Here is a 19,076-nt window from a genome sequence, read left to right as displayed (position 1 = left end):
CCACATCATGTCTGAAGCACCTTACATCCTCTACCTCGACACCCGTGCCCTGGCCGGCGAAAGGATCGCCGAAATCGCCGCGGGCCATGCGCTTGGCTTCAAAGTGCTGGTTGCCACGCCCACGCCAGAGGTGTTCAAGTCCATGGGTTGCGCAGGGCTGATCGCCACTCGCCTGGGCGACTATGACGCCGCTCAGGAGGCGATTCTTGGCTACCTCGACGAGCAGCGCATCACGCTCTCAGGCATCGTTGCCTGGAAGGACCTGGAGGTCGAACTGGCCAGCCGCCTGAGCCAGCGCCTGGGCCTGGTGGGGAGCTCGGCCGAGGCCGCTGCCAATGTGCGTGACAAGGCGCGCACGCGCCGCTGCCTGGACGCGGTGGCCAACGCCAACCCCCTTTACGCCGTGGTCAGCGACGAACAGGCGTTCCTTGACGGCCTGCAAAGCGTCGGCCTGCCAGCCTTGCTCAAGCCTGCCGGCAACTCGGGCAGCCGCGGCATCTTTGTGCTCGACCAAGGCTGCGATGCGCTGCAGGTGTACCGCGCCTTCCGTGCCTACAACACTGCGGACAAAGGCGAGATGTACGCGCTGTATGGCGAGCATGCGCTGCTTGAGGAACAACTGGTCGGCAGCGAGCACTCGGTGTCGGGGCTGGTCGCCGACGGCCGGGTGGTGATCAACGCAATCATCGACAAGACATTCGACCGCTCGATCCCGATCCAGTACGAAAACACCACACCTTCGCAGCTCGACGGCGCGCTGCAGGAACGTATCTGCGCCATGGTTCGCGCGGCGGTCGCGGCCACCGGCATTGACTGGTGCGGCTTTCATGTCGACCTGATGGTCACCGCCCAAGGGCCGAAGATCCTCGAGATCGGCGGGCGCCTGGGCGGCGAGTTCATCAACTCGCACCTGCTGCCCAACAGCCTGCTGGGCTACTCCCCGTATCAGGCCGTGCTGCAACTGGCGTGCGGGGTGATCCCGGACGGCTGCGTGGATCGCATCGCCAGCGCCGCTACCCGCGCCGGGCAACGGGTGATCATGCCGCCGCGCACCGGCCAGGTGACCCGGGTCGAAGGCTACGAACGCCTGTGGAAACGCAGCGAGATGCGCTTTCTTCAGGTGGTGGCCGGCGAGGGCGCGCAAATGGCCTTGCCCGCCGAGCGCTTCAAGGCCTACGAAATTGCCTATCTGATTGCCCAGTGCGCCTTGGAGGACGATATCCACGCGGTGCTCGGGCAGTTGGCCAGCGAAGTCAAGGTGGACATTGCTCAGCAACGGGAGGCGTCATATGTCTGAGGTCACGGCAAAACAATACCTGCTGGTACCGGCGATGCCGGCGCCGAACGGCCGGCTGCACCTTGGCCACGTCGCCGGCCCGTACCTGAACCTGGACATATTGGCGCGCCACCTGCGCCGCGAAGGCCACCGGGCCAGCATCGTCTGCGCCAGCGACCCCTTCGACTCCTACATTCCGCTGCGCGCCCAGCAGGCGGACGTCGATCCCGCGTCGCTGGCCCAGGAAAGCTGCGCAGGGATCATCAACGACCTGGCCTACATGAACATCCAGGTCGATCTGTTCGTCGATCCGCTCGACCCCGAGCACCGCGAGCAATACCTGGCCGCGCATGTCGACCTGGTCGATCGCTTGAGCGCCCAGGGCCAGGTGAGCTGCGTCGAAGAACAAATGCCGTGGTCCACCGCCAGGCAGACGTTTGTCAGTGGCAGCTTTCTGACCGGGTACTGCCCGCAGTGCGATCAGGCCATTTCCGGGTTCTTCTGTGAAGACTGCGGCGCGCATTTCGAGCCGGACCAGGTGCGCGCGCCACGTGCACGCTGGGGCGAAGAGGTGCCCGCGCGGGCACTGGACAACCTGTTCTTCCAGATCCGCGAGCCGCAGGCGCTGCTCGCGCAGTTGCAGGCCACCCAGACCCCAGACCCATTCATCGACATCGCCCGGCGCCATCTAAGCCGGCTGCCAGCCCGGGTACGGGTCACCAACCATGCCGGATGGGGCTTGCCCTATCAGCTGGACGGCCAGGCGCGGACGCTGTTTGGCCATGGCCTGCTGTTTGGCGCGGTGCGTTTTGTCGGCGACTGCTTTGCCCGGGCGACGGGCCTGGCGCAAAACCCGTTCGATCGCGACTCGCCGGTCATCACGGTCAATGGTTTTGGCATCGACAACAGTGTTTCGCACCTGGTCAGCATCCAGGCGATGGCCATGGCCGACGGCCTTTCCAAGCCGTTCGAGCACTTTCTCATCAACCACTTCTACACGCTGGAGGGGCGCAAGTTTTCCACCAGCCTCGGCTGGGCGGTGTGGGTCGAGGACATGGCCCGCGAAGGGCGGGTACCTTGCGATGCCCTGAGGTACTTCCTGGCCAGCACCAGCCCGATTCACCAGCGCACGGATTTCACCCGGCAAGACTTCGAGCAGTTCCTCAATGGCCGCTACGCGGGCCTGATCGAGCGGGTGAACACGGCACTCGGCGGTGCCGCCAAGGCTGCGGCGGTCGATGCGCCGGTGATGGCTGCATTCGATGCAGCCTACGCCGAGCAGGCCCAGGCCCTGACCTTCGCCAGCTTCGATCCGCAGGCGGTGAGCCGCAGCATCGTCGGCTGGGAGGCGCTGTTCGCCAGCCTGGCTGACGACAACAGTCGGTACTGGTGGCTCAAGGGCCTGGCGGTGCTGGCCTGTCCGTTGCTGCCGACGCTGGCGCAGTCGATCTGGCACAGGCTAGGGCAGCCGGGTGAGGTCAGCGTGCAGGCGTTCAAGCAGCAACGCCGCGCTGCAACCCGAGCCGTCGCCAACGGCCAACTGGAGGCCAGCTCATGAAACCTGCCCTTGAAGGATTGCTCATCGTCGACCTGACCCGGGTACTGGCGGGCCCGTTCTGTACCATGCTGCTGGCCGACCATGGGGCGCGGGTCATCAAGGTCGAGCAGCCGGGCAAGGGCGACGACGCCCGCGCCTATGGCCCGTGGTTTGGCAATAAGTCTGCCTATTTCTCGTCGCTCAATCGCGGCAAGCAAAGCATCGCCCTGGACCTGAAGAAGGCCGAAGACCGGCAGATCTTCGAAGACCTGCTGGAGCACGCCGATGTGCTGACCGAGAACTTTCGCCCAGGCACCATGGAAAAGCTCGGTTATGGCTGGGATACCCTGCATGCGCGCTACCCGCGGCTGATCTACGGCGCCGCCTCGGGGTTCGGGCACACCGGTTCGTCATCCCAGCGGCGCGCCTACGACATGATCGTCCAGGGCATGGGCGGGATCATGAGCGTCACCGGTGAACCAGGACGCACCCCGGTGCGCGTCGGGGTGTCGATCGGCGATATCAGCGCTGGCCTATTTCTTACCTGCGGGCTGCTGATGGCCTTGCTCAAGCGCCAGCACAGCGGGCATGGCGCGAAGGTCGATATCGCCATGTTCGATTGCCAGCTGGCCCTGATGGAATACTTCATCGGGCGCTATTTCGCCACTGGCGAGGTGACCGGGCCGGTGGGCAGCTACCGGCCGGCGATCGCCCCACCGTTTGGCGTGTACCAGGCGCTCGATGGCGGGCTGATCATCGCGGCCGGCAACGACAAGCTGTTTGCCGTGCTGTGCGAGGCCATTGAGCGCCCGGACATGCCGCTCGATCCGCGCTTCTCGAGCGCCGAAGCACGCAAGGACAACGAGGCACTGCTGGCACAGACGCTCAATGCCGCCCTGGCGGCAAAACCGGTCAGCGCCTGGACCGAGCACTTCGCTGCGGCCGGGCTGCCCGCCGGCCCGATCAACCGCGTCGACCAGGCCGTCGCCCATCCGCAGGTGGCCGAGCGCAACATGCTCATCGACATCGACGACCCGCAAGTGGGGCGCTACCGCCTGGTGGGTTCGCCGATCAAGATTTCTGACGCGCCTGACCCACGCAAGCGTCGCGCCGCACCGGCACTGGACCAGGATCGCGAGGCGATCCTCAAGCAACTGTCACGCTCCATTCGGGAGGTAAAAGCATGAATAGCACTGCCAATCCCAAGGTCAAGCCACTGCCCGCCGAGTCGCATGTACCGGGTGTGGTGCTGCGCCAGGCGGACTTCGCCGGCCTGGGCGCAGGGGTCACGCCGTTCAGGGGCGGGCTGTTTACCGTGGCGCCCCAGTGCACCTCGCGCCCGGACAAGCACGCAGTACGCGAATGCTGGATGATCGCCAACGGCGGCGGGGTGCTGGAATACCAGGGCAGCACGCTGCGGGTCGAGCAGGGCGATGTGCTGCTGTTCGAGCCGCATCACCAGCACCAGATTCACAATGATGGTGTGCAACCGCTGGTCATCAGCACCGTTTGGTGGAATGTCCATGCAGGCTGACCTGGTGGTGGTCGGCGCCGGCATTGTCGGCGCGACCCTGGTGGCCCGGGTACGCCAGTGCTTGCCCGGTTTGTCACTGATGCTGGTCGATGACGGCCAGCGCGCCAGTGCCTCGGCGCTGTCGGCGGGCCTGGTGACGCCGTTTTGCGGCGCGGGCAGCCGGCGCCGGCGCTCGGAGCTGGCCTTCGACCATTACCAGGCACTGAGCCAGCGCTGGCCGGGGGTCGCCAAGGTTGCGTTCAGCTTTGTCGCCAGCGAGGGGCAAAGGCCGCTGTTGTTCGACGCCAAGCCACTCGAAGGCCGCCTGGCAGCGCTCATGCACCAGTACCGCGGCGCCTCGGCCAAGCCGGCCTTGTTCCAGGCCGGGCATGCCTTTGTCATCGATGTTCCGGGCTTGGTGAGCGCTTACCTGGCACCTGGCGAGGGTCGCCTGACCCGGCTTGCCGCCCGGGTTGAGCGCCTGGACGGCGATGGCCGTGCCTGGTGCCTGCAGACCAGCGCCGGCGCGGTGACGGCGCGGCGCGTGATCTTCGCCAGCGGTGCCCGCAGCAACGCGTTGCTGGGGGCAATCCCGGGCAGCCTGATCAAGAAGATCGTGGCGTTCGACCTGCACGCTGCACAGCTACCGGACCCAACGCAAGGGGTCATCTACATGCCAGCGCGCAAGGCCTTTGTGATGCCCAACCAGCGCCGCGATGGCTGGCTGTTAAGCATCACCTCTGCCGACTGGCGCGCTGTCGCTGACGGTCGCGTCGACGCCTTGCCCGACGAAGCGCGTGAAGCGCAGAGCATTCTCCAACAAGAGCTGCCCGGCCTGCCCATCCGTTCGCTGCGCGCGCGCGCGGCATTTGACAGCTACTGCGCCGATGGCGAACCCAGGGTCGTGTGCCTGCCCGGGGGGCCTGGCGCCTGTGCGTTGGTCGGTGCTTCCGGCTCGGGGGTGCGTTTTGCCCCGGCGCTGGCAAACGAAGCGCTGGTGGCGGTCGGGCTGCTGGCCAATGCCAGCGCCCCGGGCTTTATCAATCATTGCAAGGAAACCTGAGCATCATGCATGCAGCAACAGCGCTGGCGGCCATTGCGCCGTCATTCATATTGATCCTGATCGGTGTCGTGCTCAGGCGTGGCGAGTGGCTGGACAGCGGCTTCTCGAAGGGCGCCGAGAAGCTCACCCACTGGCTGTTCTTTCCGGCGTACCTGGTGCATACCATCGCCACCGCCGGCGCCATGGGCAGCACGGCCAAATCGACGGTGCTGATCCTCGGTGCGGTCACCCTGGTAATTACCTTGGGCGTACTGCTGGGCTGTCGCTACCTGCGCGTGGTGCATGCAACCTTCACCTCGATCATGCAGGGCTCGGTGCGCTTCAACAGTTTCATCTTCCTGTCGGTGGCCTCGCAGTTGCTCACGCCCGAGGACTACGGCGTTGCAGCGGTGGTGGTTGCCTACATGGTGGCGATTTCCAATACCGTGGTATTGCTGGCGTTCGGCAGCAGGGACGGCTCGGTGTGGGGGATTGTCCTGAAGGTTTGCCTCAACCCGCTGATCCTCGCCAGTGGCGCGGGGCTTGCCCTCAACCTGAGCGGCGTGCTGCTGCCGCAAGCGCTTGCCCAGCCGCTGAGCGCACTGGGTGCACCGGCCTTGCCGTTGAGCCTGATCTGCGTCGGGGCGGCCTTGCAGATACCCAGCGGCGAGTTTGCCCGCTTGTGCAAGACCGGCTTGCTCACTGCCAGCATCCGCCTGGGGCTGTTCCCGCTGCTGGCCTATGCGCTGATCAGCGCCTGGCCCGTGCCGCCCTTGGTCGCCACGCTGGTGCTGCTGTACTCGGTGGCGCCCTGTGCGAGCAATTCATATGTGCTGGCAACCCAGTATGGTGGCGATCATCGGCTGATGGCGTTCGTCGTGGCGGTGTCCACGGTGCTGTCGTTCGTGCCAATGTTCCTGCTGGCCGGCTCGCTATCAGTGATGTCCGTACCCTGATCGGTGTGCCCGGTGGCCTCAACGATTGTCGAGGGCGCCACCGGGCAGTGGCCGAGGAACGCACGCAAGCCTTGCTGGTATTGCTCAGGCGGCATCAGCTCGCTGTCTTTGACAATCACCAAGGACTGGCCCTGGCTCACCATCGGCGCGCTGGCCACGAGGTAGCAGTAAGGCGTTTCCAGCACCTGCGCGATCTGCTCCCAGGCCAGGCTGCTGGTGCCGGCACCGGCTTTGTCGAGGCTAAAGCCCTGCTCGTCGAAGCGCAGGCAATAGGTGCTTTCAAGCGATTTCAGTGGCGCCCGCAAGCGGGCTTCGATCAGCCGCTGATTGAGCCCGCGCAACGGTGCCCGGGGCTTGGCGTGGTTGGCGGCGATGCGTGCTTGCAGGTGCTTGATCCAGCGCCCGGAAAAACGCCACCAGAGCGGGATGAACAGCAGCACGAACAGCCCCAGTGTGATGACTTTTTGCGGGGTGAAGCGTCGTTCGGGGAAATAGATCGCCAGCAGGCCGCCGACCAGGCACAGGGTGAACATCAGCGGGCCGACCAGGCGGCTTTGCCAACGGGCAAAGGTGGCCATGGCCCGCGCTTGCTGCTGATCCTGCTTGAGCAATTCCTGCTCGAGCCGTTCGGCCATCCAGGTGTGAAGATGGGCGGCGGTGATGCTGAAGTGCAGTTCCATGGCGGCGTTGATCCGAGGTCCGTGTTCGGTGAGGGCGGCAGTCTACCGGCTTTTGCAGCCTGACGACCCCGTTTCAGGCGGGGAACTGCTCGATATGGCGCTCTACCCACGCGTACAGGCACTCATCGAGGTGCGCGCGCTGCTCACTGAAGCGCTGCTGGCAGGTGTTGAACAGCGCATCCTGGTTGACCCGAACGGCAAGCTCTGCGGCGCTTTCGCCCCCGGCATGGGCTGCCCGCAGTTGTTGCTGGCGTTGCTCGGCCTGGTCCAGGGTATCGGCCAGCGCATCCCGCTGCAGGTGCCGAAGCTGGGCGATGGCCTGCGGCAAATGAAAGTGCAGGGCACAGTCAAAGCCTTCCCAGTCCTCGAAGGCCAGCCATTCGTGCAACACCATGAAGCAGCGGGTAGCCGGGGGCAGTTGCTCCAGCTGTGCGAAGTCCAGCCAGTACTGGCGCGGCAGTTGCTCGGCGGTTTCCAGCGCCTGGGCTATCAGGTCCAGGGCGCGGCCCTTGTCCTGGTGATGCTGGCGCAAGATGCGCTCGGTCAGGCTGTAGCGCATCTGCTCGATGGCGCTCAAGGCACGGCTCAGGTCATAGCCTGCGCCATGCAGGTGCGCCCGGGCCTGATCGGCGGGCAGCCCGGACCTGTCCACCAGCACCTGCAGCAGCTCGGCCTTGTAGCACTCGGCGGCCTGCTGCGGGTCGCCTGCGCAGCGCTCCAGCAAGGCCAGGGCATGGCGCAGGCCGATGGGGATGGCGCTGCGCAGTTGCTGCAGGGCCTGGGTAAGTGTCGAGTTCATAGACTGGGGTGCCTCAGTGACAGCCGGTGGGTGGATTATCCACCGGAGCTACTGCAAAACCCAGGGTTGTGTGCAAGCTGGAAACTCACATGGCAAGCCGAAGCCGGCAACTGGTCGGTTGCTTGGGAGAGTGTTTAAAGCTAATGGTTACTCCAAGCTTTTCTTGGATAGAGTAAAGCGGGATGGGGTCCGACGCTTTCAAAGGCTCTTTGCCTGTCGTCCCCCCACAGAGTTCAGAAGGTCCTGTAAAGCCGATGGTTCCAAAGCTCAGCGGCATTGGAGTGGGAAGGGGCGAGGGAGAGTTAGATTCGACCGTGAACTCCAACTCACATTCGCCAGTGAGGCTTCCATCGGACAGAAAGATTGGGGTGGTGAACTTAATTAAACTGAGGTCGAGTTCAGGTGTACCTTGCTTGATGTAGTTGACCGGGACTTTTTGCTTGCCTGGGTTCTCACAGAGACGTTGGTCACCACTTTTCGAGCGCCATTCAACAAACGTGCTGTTGTTAACCATATCCCAACCGATTACGCCAATCACCGCAAACCGGAGTCCACATTTTTCTTGAGCGGTTGCACCAAGGCTAACGTCCAGCGCTTTTTCAAAGCCCAGATTGTTGAAGACGACTCGTTCCAAAGGGCGAGCGGTACATTTAGTCGATCCATCGTTAATCAGATTTGTTGCTATTCCCTTATGGTTCATTTGAATTGGAGGCGTTTCCCCGACCTTGCAATCCGAGGGTAGGCAGGAAGCGATTTCTCCATCGCCGCATTGATAGATGGGAGGGTGGCGGATGCATTGATGCGCGCGAATTGGTTGCCCTGAATCTCCGATTTTCGGTGGGACGCCGTAGGGGATGCACATGCATTCATAGTTGGTATTTGATTTGTTTGGGGCGGCGAAAGAGTCGAGCGACAACAATGAAAGCGCGCAAACAGCCACTACTTTGTACATTTCCTTCACCTCTTTTTGTGTATGGACATACAGGCTTGTAGGCTGTCGGAAGTCAAACTGGGCGCTTGGCCCGAATCACCCATGATAAGAAGTGTAGTGGCAGTTGGAAAACCGGCACGTTCTGAACATTTTGGCAATCGCCAGCAACCTGCGCACTTCACATCGACGATTTACAGTTCGATGCTCGGCGCAAACCTGAGATACCGAGACCTGATCGGCAGAAACCAGTAGAGTGCGCATCACTCCCTCAATTGTTGCTTGAAGCATGAACCGTCCGCTGTTTGTTTCCCTCGATGGGCCCAAGGGCACCGGCAAGACCACGCTCCTGGAGGCCGTGACCAAAGCCTTGCGCGCCGACAAGCACAAGGTGATCCGCCTGTGCGAGAAAAAAAGCGATCCCTTTCGCGGTGCAACCATGGCCCTGGTCAACCAGCTGGTGCGCAATCCCTGCCGGGATCTGGAACTGGCCGTGTGCAAGCGTCTGGCCGATAGCCGCACCTGGATATCCGCGCATGTGCTGAGCAAACAGCCCGCCGACAGCATCATCCTCATCGATCGCTGGTACCCGTCCGATGCGGCGTTTCGCCGTTTAGTGCCGTTTGCCGAGATTCTGCAGTTGAACCTGGAGCGCAACGTACGGGTGCCGGACCTGCATGTCGGGGTGGTCACCGACCCTGAAGTGTCGTGGGCGAGGGCCGCAGCACGCAACCGCGGGCTCAACAGCACGGTGATGCACAGGCTCGAAGAGCACGTGGCGAGTACCCAGGCGTTCGAGCAGGCGGTTGCCGATAACGGCTGGGTGCTGTGCCGCAATGAAGGCACGATCGAGGAAGCCACCCGCCAGGTGGTTTCGTCGATCTATGCAGTCCTGCACTAGCAACGGCTACTGTTTCTCGGCTAGCTATTCCTCGGCCAGCGCCAGCCCCTGATCCTCACCCAGAAAGCCGCCACTCTGGTGCTGCCACAGCCGTGCATAGGTGCCGTTGCGCCCGAGCAGTTCGGCGTGGGTGCCTTGCTCGATTATGCGCCCCTCGTCCATGACGATCAGCCGGTCCATGGCCGCGATGGTCGAGAGCCGGTGGGCGATGGCGATGACGGTCTTGCCTTGCATCATTTCGCCGAGGCTTTCCTGGATTGCTACTTCCACTTCCGAATCCAGCGCGCTGGTGGCCTCGTCGAGCAGCAGGATCGGCGCGTTCTTGAGCATCACCCGGGCGATGGCAATGCGTTGGCGCTGGCCGCCCGAGAGCTTGATACCGCGCTCGCCGACCAGGGTGTCGTAGCCGCTATGGCCCTGCTTGTCGCTCAGCTGGCTGATAAAGCCATCGGCCTGGGCGTGGTAGGCCGCCGCGCGGATTTGCGCATCAGTGGCATCCGGGCGGCCATAGGCGATGTTGTCGCGGATGGAGCGGTGCAGCAGGGAAGTATCCTGGGTGACCATGCCGATGGCGCTGCGCAGGCTGTCCTGGGTGACCTCGGCGATGTTCTGGCCGTCGATGCGAATCACCCCCTTGTCGACGTCGTAGAAGCGCAACAGCAGGTTGATCAGCGTCGACTTGCCGGCGCCGGAGCGGCCCACCAGACCGACCTTTTCGCCGGCGCGGATGTTCAGGTTGAGGCCGTCGAGCACCTGGCGCTCGCCGTTGTAGTTGAAGCTGACATTGTCAAAACTCACCGCGCCGCCGCGGGTCTGCAGCACGCCGGCGTTCGGCGCATCCTGCACCTTGGGGCCGCGGGTGAGGGTGGCCATGCCGTCCTGCACGGTGCCGATGTTCTCGAACAGCGCGGTCATTTGCCACATGATCCAGTGCGACATGCCATTGATGCGCAGGGCCATGGCGGTAATCGCCGCCACCGCGCCGGTGCCGACGTCACCCTGGTGCCACAACCACAGGGCGTAGCCGCCGGCGCCGATGATCAAGGCCACCACCAGCGCCTGGTTGACGATTTCGAACTGGCTGACCAGGCGCATCTGGCGAAAGCCGGTCTGCTTGAAATCTTCCATCGCCGCGCGGGCGAAGTGCGCTTCACGCTTGGAGTGGGAAAACAGCTTGACCGTGGTGATGTTGGTGTAAGCGTCGGAGATTCGCCCGGTCATTGAAGAGCGGGCATGGGCCTGCTCCTGCCCGACCTTGCCCAGGCGCGGCACGAAGTACAGCATGGCCAGGCCGAACAAGGCGACCCAGGCAATAAAAGGCAGCATCAGCTTGAGGGCGAAGCCACCGGCCAGGGCGATGATGGCGATGAAGTACACGCCGATGCCGGGGATGATCTCGATCAGGGTGAACAGCACTTCGCGCACGGCGAGGGCGGTCTGCATCACCTTGGTGGTCACCCGCCCGGAGAACTCATCGGAAAAGAACGACAGGCTCTGGCGCAGCATCAGCCGGTGGAAGTCCCACCGCAGGCGCAGCGGCAGGTTGATCGCCAGTACCTGGTGCTGGACCATGGTGCGCAGCGCCACCAGGCCGATGCTGGTCAACAGCACGATACCGATGCCCCACAGCACGCGCCGCTCCTCGCCGTCGGTAGCGCCACCGGCCTGCCAGGTCGAGAGCAGGTCGACCACCTGGCCGAGAAAGGCGAACAACCAGGCTTCGTAGATCGACACACTGGCACTGAGCAGCGCGAGCGCAAGCACATAGCCGCGCGCACCACGGGTGCAGGCCCACAGAAAGCGCAACAGGCCTACCGGTGGCGGTGGTACTTCGTCGGGCGGGAAGGGGTCGAGGCGGCGTTCAAAGATCTGCAGCATGGTGGCTTCCGAAAACGTGTAGCCCTGTAGTCTAGCCGGACGATGACGTCAGTGGGCATCGACCTATCCTGTGCCGATGCCTCCCCACCCCCAGGAGTACCACTGATGGCCCTTACTTTGGATGACCTTGTCGAGATCGAGCACATCAAGCAGCTCAAGTACCGTTACTTTCTTGCGGTTGATCGCCATGACTGGACGGCACTGGAGGCCTGCCTGGCCGAAGACCTGACCACCGCCCTGGACGGCGGCAAATACAGCTTCGACAGCCGGGCAGCCTTTATTGAAGGGCTCAAGGCGATACTCGACCGGCCGACGTTCCTGTGCAAACACCACGGGCACCATCCGCAGATCGAAATGCTCTCGGCCGACACCGCGCGTGGCAGCTGGTACCTGGAAGATCACGCCATCGACCTTGAGGGCGACTGGATGCTGCACGGCACGGCGCTGTACCAGGATGACTACGTCAAGCGTGACGGGCGCTGGTTGATCGTTGCCACAGGCTACCAGCGCCTGCTTGAAACCGTGACCTCACCGATACCTGCACAGTTCAAGGTCACGGCCAACCTGTTTGACCGGCCCTAGAGGCGATATTGACTGGTGGGCAGCACGTCGATCTTGTCGAAATCGATAAAGCGCGCGCAGCTGTCCATCATGATTGCCAGGTTGCGCTGGAACTTCGCCTCGTCGCCGACCGCGTCAAAGAACGCGTGAGGGTCGGTCATCGCCGCCGGCGGGAAGCACTCTTCGACGATGGCGTCGATCGGCGGGGCGCCGTGGGTCAGCACCTGCACCACCAGGTTCTGCACGTACTGAAAGTTGTCCTGGGTGTCGATGGCCACTGCCGTGTGGTGGTTGCGCCAGATGTCCAGCCAGGCCTGCGGGGTCAGGCGAGGAGGGCGGGTCAGCAGGGCTACTTGCGCAAAACCGTAGGTTCGCTCGCCCGGCGCGCAAGCAAAGCGTGTGTTGCCGATGGCTTCGGACTCACACACCAGATAGGCCGCCATACGCGCGGTTGCCGCCATGATCAGCCGGTCGAACGGCTGCCTGGCACTGGCGTTGGCGCTGTCCAGCCACAGCGACAGGCAGGCGTGCGGTAGCGGCCGGTTGTTCTCCTGGCGCAAGCCTGCCGCAGCGTCGACGTCGCTGTCGGCCAGGTTGAGTTGCAGCCTTTGCGCGCCCTGCGCCTGCAGTTGCGCGGCAACTTCGCAGCGCAGTTGCCGGGCAAAGGTTTCGCGCGGGGTCTGGGTGTCGCGCCAGAGCAGGTAGATGACTTTTTCCATGGCGATCAAGGTCCTTCGCAGTTGGTCAATGAGCGGGCGGGGTATCGACCCAAAGCCATGCTGGGGGCAACGCGAAACCACGGAATCCTCCGAACAGACTAGCGCTGGCCCCTGTTCAAACGCTTTGCCACAGCTAGTCCCAACGGACGATCAGCACCCGCCTGCGGCTCGATAGACTCAAGCCACACCCACTTGTGAGGTCAGCCGAATGAGTCTGGAACACCGCATTGCCCGCCTGGAGGCGCTTGACGCCATTCGCCAGCTCAAGCACCGCTATTTCAACGCCTGCGACCTCAAGCAGGTGGAGGTCATCCGCGACTGCTTTGCCGAAGGCGAGATCCTCATCGACTACGGCCCGGTGGGGACGTTTCACGATCGCGACAGTTTCGTCGCGCTCTATCAGCAACTGGCATGCAACGCGCGGGTGATCGACCTGCATCACGGCGCCAACCCGGAAATACACCTGACCGGTGACGACCAGGCCCAGGGCCGCTGGGCCCTGTACTACTTCAACCTGGATGGCGAGAGCGGCGCCACGCGACAACTGGGTGGTATTTACCAGGATCGTTACCGGCGCATCGACGGGCAGTGGAAGTTGATCGAGACCTGCTTCAGCGCTCATTCGCGGGTAGAGGGCTAGGCTTTGTACGAAAAGTGCCTGCGCGACGATCATGCTGCGTTGAAAACAGGCTCGGAATGCTCATTTACAACTCGTAAAGTCGTGCGCGACCCCGGCCGTTCCTCGCCTGTTTTCGCCTTGCCTGATCGCCGCTCGGCGACTTTTCGTACAAACCCTAGTCAAGGGACTGGAGGCGCGAATGCGGTATTTGCTTTAAATGTAAAGTATTCGCATTTATACTGCGCGGCCACGCCTCCCTTGGCATTCCCTTCGCGCAGGTCATCGTGCAGGTCGAGCCCAGCAAACCCACACTCCTGGCAACCTTGGTCCGTCATTATGACGAGCTGGTGGACCATGTGCGCCGACGTTTTGGCGAGCGGGTGTTCGCCCGTGAAGTGGTGCATGACCTGTGCCTGCAGTTGCTGGAAAAGGACGAAAAACAGGACGTGCGCACGCCAGTGGCGTTGTTGCGCAAGATCGCCCACGATATCGCGGTTAGCCGCTACCGTAGCGAGCGCCGTCGCCAGGGCTGGATAATCGGCGTTGATGCCTTGCCTGAAGTGGCCAGTGGTGCCCCAAGCCTCGAGCGCCATCTTGACGCGGAACGCATCCTGGCGCTGCTGACCGATGCGATTGCCAGCTTGCCGGCGCGCTGCCAGGCGGTGTTCGTCATGCACAAACTGCACGAACTGCCGCAAGCGCAAGTGGCCGAACACCTGGGCATCTCGCTCAAGACCGTAGAAAAGCACCTGCGCCTGGGTATGAGTGCGTGCCGCAAACACCTGGCCACGGAGCTGCTGCCATGAGCCGCAAGCCCCAGGACTACCGCGAAGAAGACGAAGCCCTGGCGCGCTTTCGCGAGGAGCTCAAGCAGCGATTCCCGCTGCCCGCGTCTACACCCGCCAAGCGCAAGCGCGCCACCGGCAAAACCCTGGGGCTGGTTGTGCTGGCCCTGGCGGCGGGCGCGCTGTGGCTGGACCCTGCGTATCAAACTCAACATATCGCCAGCCAGGTCGGCCAGCGCCAGGCCCTGCAACTGGCCGACGGCAGCCAGGTACTGCTCGACAGCGACAGCGCGCTGACCATCAGCTGGCACCTGCGCAGCCGCCAGGTCGAGCTGCAACGGGGGCAGGCGCTGTTCCAGGTGTCGCCGAGGATCTACCGGCCGTTTCTGGTCGATGCCGGCGGGGCAGGGGTGCGGGTGGTCGGCACCCGCTTCAACGTCAACCGCAACGGGCAAGACGTGCAGGTGACCGTGGCCGAAGGCAAGGTCGCGGTGCGCGGGCGTGCCACCGAGGCGGTGACGTTGCTCGAACCTGGCCAGCAACTGCGCGTGCGCGATGGCGTCGCCGTCCCGGTAGCCCGGGTCAGCGCCGATGATGTCACGGCCTGGAAAGACAACCGCCTGGTGTTCGCAAGCACGCCGTTGGCTGAGGTCATCGCCACGCTGCAGCGCTATCACCGCCAGCCGATCAGGCTGATCGACCCGGGCATGGCCCGCTTGCCGGTATCCGGGGTGTTCGACAGCGAGCATGTCGAGCGTCTGCTGGCGCTGTTGCCGGCGATCCTGCCGGTCAGCGTTGCAACCGCAGCCGATGGCGCGGTGCTGATCAACTCCCGCGACACGAAAAAATAATCTGCGCCAGAGGTAGGGTTGCGCGGCGGTGCTGACGGCTATCTCTCTGCAACCTTACTTTGTGGAGCCTAAAAACGTGAGTCAGCCCTTCCTGCGTGCGCCTGTGCGCCTGTCTTTGCTGGCCAGCGGCCTGCTGTTCAGCCAGTGGTCGCTGGCGCAATCGGCACCGGTCGATTTCGATGTGCCCGCCAGCTCGCTGGAAACATCCCTGAACGCCGTTGCCCGCCAATCCTCGGCGCAGATCCTCTTTGCCAGCGACATCACTGCCGGCAAGAGTGCACCTGCGCTGCGCGGGCGCTACACCTTGCAGCAAGCGCTGCAGCGGCTGCTGGGCAAGAGCGGGCTGACCGCCCAGGAGCGTGACGAACATACCTACCTGGTGCTGCCGGCCGCTACTTCGGCTGTTAAAGAAGCGGCCGCCAGCGATTCGGCTGCAGTGGAACTGGCCAGCCTGGAGATCAGCTCGTCGCGCCTGAACAGCGACCTGGTGCCGCAAGCCCGGCAGGTCAATGTCATCGAGCGCGAGCAACTGCAGCAGTTGCGCCAGGGCTCTGATGGCCTGGCCACCCTGCTGGCGAAAAGCATCCCCGGCATGGCGGACTCCAGCCGCACCATCACCGACTACGGGCAGACGCTGCGTGGCCGGACAATGCTGGTGCTGGTCGACGGCGTACCGCTGAACACCAACCGCGATTCCTCACGCAACCTGGCCAACATCGACCCGGCGCTGATCGAGCGCATCGAAGTGATTCGTGGCAGCAGCGCCATTTATGGCGCGGGGGCAACCGGCGGGATCATCTCCATCACCACCCGCCCGGCCGGTGGCGAGCCGCGTGCGCAAACCACCCTCAGCGCTGTATCGCCACTGAGCCAACTGGACAGCGACGGCCTCGGCGGGCAGTTGCAGCATCACCTGTCGGGCTCTCAGGGCCAGGTCGATTACGCCCTGGATTTTGGCGCCCGGCACATTGGCGCCTCCTATGACGCCAAAGGCCACCGTATAGCGCCCGAGCCGAGCCAGGGCGACCTGTTTGACTCCAACACCTACAACATCGGCGGCAAGCTGGGCTTGCGCATCGACGATGTGCAGCGCATTCAGCTGTCGGCCAGCCACTACAACGCCGAGCAGAACTCCGACTACACCTCCGACCCTTCGGTTGCCCGCCTGCCGCCAGGCTCGGTAGCGGCCCGGCCGCTGTCGGGGCTGTCGCTGGATGAGCAGAACCAGATCAAGAACACCTTGCTCAACCTTGAATACGCCCACACCGACATCCTCGGCGGCACGCTCAATGCGCAGCTTTACTACCGCGACTACTTCACCCGCTTCACGCCGTTTGATGCGCGGGCGGTGGCCACCCGCGGGCGCAATGTCGACCAGGTGATGCAGAACAGCGAAGTGTTCGGCAGCCGCGTGACCCTGCGCACCCCGATCGGCAGCGCCGGCACGACCGAGCTGCTGTGGGGCGGCGACTTCAACCAGGAGCGCAGCGACATGCCGATCGACATCTTCGACCCGCAGGTGTACGACGCCAGCGGCGGCCGGGTGTTCGACAAGATCGGCAAGCTGACCTACATGCCCGACCTGACCTCGCGCAGTGTCGGTGGCTTTGCCCAGTTGCAGCACAAGTTCAACGAGCACTGGTCGATGGAAGGCGGCGTGCGCTACGAGTACGCCACCGCCGAATACGATGACTTCATTCCGCTGTCGGAATCGGCCGCTGTCCAGCCGGCCACGGTGCAGGGCGGCGAGGTGCACTACGATTCGGTGCTGTCCAACCTCAGCGTCACCTACTCACCGGTGGCCGGCCAGGCGCTCTATGCGGCGTTCAGCCAGGGCTTCCAGCTGCCCGATATTGGCGTGCAACTGCGCAATGCCCGGCGCGGCTTTGATATCGATTCGTCGAACCTGGAGCCGGTGAAAACCAACAACTACGAACTGGGCTGGCGCGGCGCCGTGGGCGAGCAGACCCTGGCGTCGCTGGCGGTGTTCTACACCACCTCCAAGCTGGGTGATGTGCAGAGCTTCAACAACGGCCTGATCCTCACCCGCACCAAGGAGCGCATCTACGGCGTGGAAGGCAGCGCCGACTGGCTGACCGGCGATGAGCGCTGGGGCGCCGGTGGCAGCTTTACCTGGATGAAAGGCCGCGAGCAGCCGGACGGCGGCGATTGGCAAGACATGACCGGCTACCGCATCCCGCCGCTGAAACTGACCGCCTATGTGCAGTTCAAGCCCAGCGAGGTGTGGAGCAACCGCGTGCAAGCCACCTATTTTGACGGCGATGACTATCGCCTGGATGGCGTCGCCAGCTTCGGTCGGCGCAAGGTCGATGGCTACACCACGGTCGACCTGATCAGCCAGTACCAGGTGACGGCGGACGATCAGGTCAGCGTCGGTATCCAGAACCTGTTCAACCGCGACTACTACCCGCTGTACAGCCAGCTGATGCGCAACAGCAACAACACCAGCCACCTACCGGCGCCGGGGACGGTGTTGACGGCGAGTTATACGCATCAGTGGTAAGAGCAATGCAGTAGTATGCCGGTAAGGTCGAACTCCGGGAGTCCTTGGACTTCGACCTTACTGGCAGCCAACACTCAAGGAATGTAGATCTCGATCCAGGTTGAACCCGACATCTCGCCGGTTTCCGGGGTTTTACCTCCGGTGTGCAGCGTAGACTCAATTATTTTGCTTTCGCTCCACCACCACTTGTCGGGTCCCTCAAGCACCAGGTCGTAGCCGCCTTGGGTCGAGTTACCCACCACGCCGATATCTTGGCCATCAATATCCAGCGTCGCCTTCACCCCTTTGCCCACGGGAATGCCGGAGCTGTCTGGATACCCGGCCTTGACCCTCACGGTTGTCGGCCCGGTGCATATGATGTCGACCCACGTCGACGCTTTGGCCCCCTCGACCGTGTCCTGATAAAGATTGAGCCATCCGTAGTCGATCCTGTTGTTGCCGGTCAAATCGCACTGCACAACCGGAGCTACAGGTGCGACGCACGGCCCGAATCCGGGTATGCCACCGACTCCGGGATAAAAGGCAATCAGCGTCAGGCAGGCACCGGGTGGAATGTCCTTGCTGCGCGGCACCAGCACCGACACCCGCAAGGGAACACTGAAGCCCTGCTTCATGAGGTCTTGCAGCGCTTGCCCCATGGTTCGGCTATTGGGCAAGGTCGCAATCTTTTGCGTGGCGATAAAGTAAGGCGAGCCCGGCTCCGTGACTAAACCGGCTTCCAGAATGCAGCCGTTGTCAGCCTCCGGATTCAAAGGGTTGATGCAGAAGCTGCGGCTGGTGTCGCTGGTGGACCAATCGGTGACCGTGAAGTAATAGCGATTGCCGGCGGCTTCATAGCGAGTTTCTGTCGGTGTAATGGTCAAGGCGTGTGCGTCGAGCATAAGGGCCCACAACAACGCCATGAACGTCAGGTTTTTCAGTGAAATAAACACGGTGTGCCTCGGTAAAAAGTGCAAAAAAAAGCGTGCATCAGTCGTAGCTCAGGGCAAAGGTCAGCGATGCTTCCAGCGCGCCCAGGCCGATGGTGCGATTGTCCAGCGCCTCGGGTTCGCCCTGCAGGTAGGCGCTGAAGCCGATCAGGTTGTCGCCGCTGACCAGCTCACCCAGCGGCTGCAACTGGTTCAGCGCCAGGGCAGTTCCCCGCGCCGTCTCAAGCCCGATGGCCACCCCTGTGGTAGCGCCCTGCAGCATCAGCAAGCCAGGTAGTTCGCCGCTTTCCGTGCCGCTGAAGGTAATGCTGACCAGGCGTTTACCCAGGCTCATGTCGCAGCTCTGCAGGTGCAGCACGATGGGCCGGGCGAGGGTACGGCGATTCAGGTACAGGTCCTTGTCACTGACGCTGCTGAAATCCAGCTCGATGGCCTGGTCTTCCACCGCCAGGGTGCAGGGTTCTTCGGCCAGGGTGCCGCGAAAGTACATGTTGTCCTCGTCGGCAACGCTCGCAGGCAGCCAGCAGGCGACCGCGAGGCAGCAGAAGGTGGTCATGGCCCACGTGCGCATAAAACCT

The 19,076-nt window shown here is 63.3% G+C and carries 19 protein-coding genes; 12 read left to right on the top strand and 7 right to left on the bottom strand.

Features of this window, described 5'->3' with window-relative positions:
• The first annotated feature begins 7 nt into the window (after positions 1 to 7).
• Genes BLR26_RS17185 through BLR26_RS17160 form a run of 6 tightly spaced genes read left to right on the top strand, consistent with a single transcriptional unit; the run spans position 8 to position 6,324 of the window.
• Positions 8 to 1,297 (top strand): ATP-grasp domain-containing protein, encoded by a 1,290-nt coding sequence (locus BLR26_RS17185; RefSeq protein WP_093387552.1) that lies wholly within the window; start codon positions 8 to 10, stop codon positions 1,295 to 1,297.
• The gene (locus BLR26_RS17180; protein WP_093383068.1) at positions 1,290 to 2,834 is read left to right on the top strand and encodes a methionine--tRNA ligase; all 1,545 of its coding nucleotides are present in this window, start codon (positions 1,290 to 1,292) and stop codon (positions 2,832 to 2,834) included. Before BLR26_RS17185 ends, BLR26_RS17180 begins: the two co-directional genes overlap by 8 nt.
• Complete coding sequence (locus tag BLR26_RS17175; protein ID WP_093383065.1) at positions 2,831 to 4,000, top strand: CaiB/BaiF CoA transferase family protein; 1,170 nt, start codon at positions 2,831 to 2,833, stop codon at positions 3,998 to 4,000. The genes BLR26_RS17180 and BLR26_RS17175 overlap by 4 nt, the downstream gene beginning before the upstream one ends.
• Positions 3,997 to 4,347: a cupin domain-containing protein gene (locus BLR26_RS17170; RefSeq protein ID WP_093383062.1), complete on the top strand. Its 351-nt coding sequence runs from the start codon at positions 3,997 to 3,999 to the stop codon at positions 4,345 to 4,347. Before BLR26_RS17175 ends, BLR26_RS17170 begins: the two co-directional genes overlap by 4 nt.
• Entirely contained in the window at positions 4,337 to 5,389 is a 1,053-nt protein-coding gene (locus BLR26_RS17165) for an NAD(P)/FAD-dependent oxidoreductase (RefSeq protein ID WP_176794259.1), read from the top strand. Before BLR26_RS17170 ends, BLR26_RS17165 begins: the two co-directional genes overlap by 11 nt.
• Positions 5,390 to 5,394: 5 nt before the next feature.
• Positions 5,395 to 6,324, top strand: coding sequence for an AEC family transporter (locus BLR26_RS17160; RefSeq protein ID WP_093383056.1), 930 nt, complete (start codon positions 5,395 to 5,397; stop codon positions 6,322 to 6,324).
• On the opposite strand, the gene BLR26_RS17155 is transcribed toward BLR26_RS17160, so the two are convergent.
• From BLR26_RS17155 to BLR26_RS27170, 3 genes are all read right to left on the bottom strand, one after another.
• A complete protein-coding gene (locus BLR26_RS17155; RefSeq protein ID WP_256326737.1) occupies positions 6,225 to 7,004 on the bottom strand; it encodes a YcxB family protein in 780 nt (259 codons plus the stop codon). The genes BLR26_RS17160 and BLR26_RS17155 overlap by 100 nt on opposite strands.
• Before the next feature lie 73 nt (positions 7,005 to 7,077).
• Entirely contained in the window at positions 7,078 to 7,803 is a 726-nt protein-coding gene (locus BLR26_RS17150) for a hypothetical protein (RefSeq protein WP_093383053.1), read from the bottom strand.
• Between the two features lie 85 nt (positions 7,804 to 7,888).
• On the bottom strand, positions 7,889 to 8,755 hold the full coding sequence (locus tag BLR26_RS27170) for a hypothetical protein (RefSeq protein WP_143013285.1): 867 nt from the start codon (positions 8,753 to 8,755) through the stop codon (positions 7,889 to 7,891).
• A gap of 265 nt (positions 8,756 to 9,020) precedes the next feature.
• Here BLR26_RS27170 and BLR26_RS17145 point away from each other — a divergent pair, with 265 nt between their 5' ends.
• On the top strand, positions 9,021 to 9,632 hold the full coding sequence (locus BLR26_RS17145; RefSeq protein WP_093383050.1) for a dTMP kinase: 612 nt from the start codon (positions 9,021 to 9,023) through the stop codon (positions 9,630 to 9,632).
• 24 nt (positions 9,633 to 9,656) lie between these two features.
• Here the strand turns inward: BLR26_RS17145 and BLR26_RS17140 are convergent, their stop codons facing one another.
• Positions 9,657 to 11,510 carry an ABC transporter ATP-binding protein gene (locus BLR26_RS17140; RefSeq protein WP_093383047.1) on the bottom strand — a complete coding sequence of 618 codons (1,854 nt, stop codon included), beginning with the start codon at positions 11,508 to 11,510 and terminating at the stop codon, positions 9,657 to 9,659.
• 105 nt (positions 11,511 to 11,615) lie between these two features.
• Between BLR26_RS17140 and BLR26_RS17135 the strand changes: the two genes are divergently transcribed.
• A complete protein-coding gene (locus BLR26_RS17135) occupies positions 11,616 to 12,092 on the top strand; it encodes a nuclear transport factor 2 family protein (RefSeq protein ID WP_093383044.1) in 477 nt (158 codons plus the stop codon).
• On the opposite strand, the gene BLR26_RS17130 is transcribed toward BLR26_RS17135, so the two are convergent.
• Entirely contained in the window at positions 12,089 to 12,790 is a 702-nt protein-coding gene (locus BLR26_RS17130; protein WP_093383041.1) for an EthD domain-containing protein, read from the bottom strand. The two genes, BLR26_RS17135 and BLR26_RS17130, sit on opposite strands and share 4 nt — an antisense overlap.
• A 208-nt stretch (positions 12,791 to 12,998) precedes the next feature.
• Between BLR26_RS17130 and BLR26_RS17125 the strand changes: the two genes are divergently transcribed.
• The 4 genes from BLR26_RS17125 to BLR26_RS17110 all read left to right on the top strand — a co-directional run bounded on the left by BLR26_RS17125 (position 12,999) and on the right by BLR26_RS17110 (position 17,569).
• The gene (locus BLR26_RS17125; protein ID WP_093383038.1) at positions 12,999 to 13,430 is read left to right on the top strand and encodes a nuclear transport factor 2 family protein; all 432 of its coding nucleotides are present in this window, start codon (positions 12,999 to 13,001) and stop codon (positions 13,428 to 13,430) included.
• 263 nt (positions 13,431 to 13,693) lie between these two features.
• Complete coding sequence (locus BLR26_RS17120; RefSeq protein ID WP_093383035.1) at positions 13,694 to 14,215, top strand: RNA polymerase sigma factor; 522 nt, start codon at positions 13,694 to 13,696, stop codon at positions 14,213 to 14,215.
• On the top strand, positions 14,212 to 15,045 hold the full coding sequence (locus BLR26_RS17115) for a FecR family protein (RefSeq protein ID WP_093383032.1): 834 nt from the start codon (positions 14,212 to 14,214) through the stop codon (positions 15,043 to 15,045). The genes BLR26_RS17120 and BLR26_RS17115 overlap by 4 nt, the downstream gene beginning before the upstream one ends.
• Positions 15,046 to 15,121: 76 nt before the next feature.
• Positions 15,122 to 17,569, top strand: a complete 2,448-nt coding sequence (locus BLR26_RS17110) for a TonB-dependent receptor (RefSeq protein ID WP_093383029.1) — start codon at positions 15,122 to 15,124, stop codon at positions 17,567 to 17,569.
• A gap of 74 nt (positions 17,570 to 17,643) precedes the next feature.
• Here BLR26_RS17110 and BLR26_RS17105 read toward each other — a convergent pair whose 3' ends face one another.
• Positions 17,644 to 18,501 (bottom strand): hypothetical protein, encoded by an 858-nt coding sequence (locus tag BLR26_RS17105; protein WP_093383026.1) that lies wholly within the window; start codon positions 18,499 to 18,501, stop codon positions 17,644 to 17,646.
• 37 nt (positions 18,502 to 18,538) lie between these two features.
• Complete coding sequence (locus tag BLR26_RS17100) at positions 18,539 to 19,069, bottom strand: fimbrial protein (protein ID WP_093383024.1); 531 nt, start codon at positions 19,067 to 19,069, stop codon at positions 18,539 to 18,541.
• Positions 19,070 to 19,076: the final 7 nt, after the last annotated feature.

This window comes from Pseudomonas sp. UC 17F4 (genome assembly GCF_900101695.1).
Lineage (GTDB): Bacteria > Pseudomonadota > Gammaproteobacteria > Pseudomonadales > Pseudomonadaceae > Aquipseudomonas.
Note: the sequence above shows the minus strand (reverse complement) of the source record. Positions and strands in the feature narration are given on the sequence as shown.

Excerpts from the sequence above, each read along its gene's own strand:
- BLR26_RS17130 (WP_093383041.1), bottom strand. The coding sequence starts at position 12,790 with ATGGAAAAAGTCATCTACCTGCTCTGGCGCGACACCCAGACCCCGCGC.
- BLR26_RS17145 (WP_093383050.1), top strand. The coding sequence starts at position 9,021 with ATGAACCGTCCGCTGTTTGTTTCCCTCGATGGGCCCAAGGGCACCGGC.
- BLR26_RS17170 (WP_093383062.1), top strand. The coding sequence starts at position 3,997 with ATGAATAGCACTGCCAATCCCAAGGTCAAGCCACTGCCCGCCGAGTCG.
- BLR26_RS27170 (WP_143013285.1), bottom strand. The coding sequence starts at position 8,755 with ATGTACAAAGTAGTGGCTGTTTGCGCGCTTTCATTGTTGTCGCTCGAC.
- BLR26_RS17180 (WP_093383068.1), top strand. The coding sequence starts at position 1,290 with ATGTCTGAGGTCACGGCAAAACAATACCTGCTGGTACCGGCGATGCCG.
- BLR26_RS17140 (WP_093383047.1), bottom strand. The coding sequence starts at position 11,510 with ATGCTGCAGATCTTTGAACGCCGCCTCGACCCCTTCCCGCCCGACGAA.
- BLR26_RS17160 (WP_093383056.1), top strand. The coding sequence starts at position 5,395 with ATGCATGCAGCAACAGCGCTGGCGGCCATTGCGCCGTCATTCATATTG.
- BLR26_RS17175 (WP_093383065.1), top strand. The coding sequence starts at position 2,831 with ATGAAACCTGCCCTTGAAGGATTGCTCATCGTCGACCTGACCCGGGTA.
- BLR26_RS17150 (WP_093383053.1), bottom strand. The coding sequence starts at position 7,803 with ATGAACTCGACACTTACCCAGGCCCTGCAGCAACTGCGCAGCGCCATC.
- BLR26_RS17125 (WP_093383038.1), top strand. The coding sequence starts at position 12,999 with ATGAGTCTGGAACACCGCATTGCCCGCCTGGAGGCGCTTGACGCCATT.
- BLR26_RS17155 (WP_256326737.1), bottom strand. The coding sequence starts at position 7,004 with ATGGAACTGCACTTCAGCATCACCGCCGCCCATCTTCACACCTGGATG.
- BLR26_RS17165 (WP_176794259.1), top strand. The coding sequence starts at position 4,337 with ATGCAGGCTGACCTGGTGGTGGTCGGCGCCGGCATTGTCGGCGCGACC.
- BLR26_RS17135 (WP_093383044.1), top strand. The coding sequence starts at position 11,616 with ATGGCCCTTACTTTGGATGACCTTGTCGAGATCGAGCACATCAAGCAG.
- BLR26_RS17185 (WP_093387552.1), top strand. The coding sequence starts at position 8 with ATGTCTGAAGCACCTTACATCCTCTACCTCGACACCCGTGCCCTGGCC.
- BLR26_RS17100 (WP_093383024.1), bottom strand. The coding sequence starts at position 19,069 with ATGCGCACGTGGGCCATGACCACCTTCTGCTGCCTCGCGGTCGCCTGC.
- BLR26_RS17115 (WP_093383032.1), top strand. The coding sequence starts at position 14,212 with ATGAGCCGCAAGCCCCAGGACTACCGCGAAGAAGACGAAGCCCTGGCG.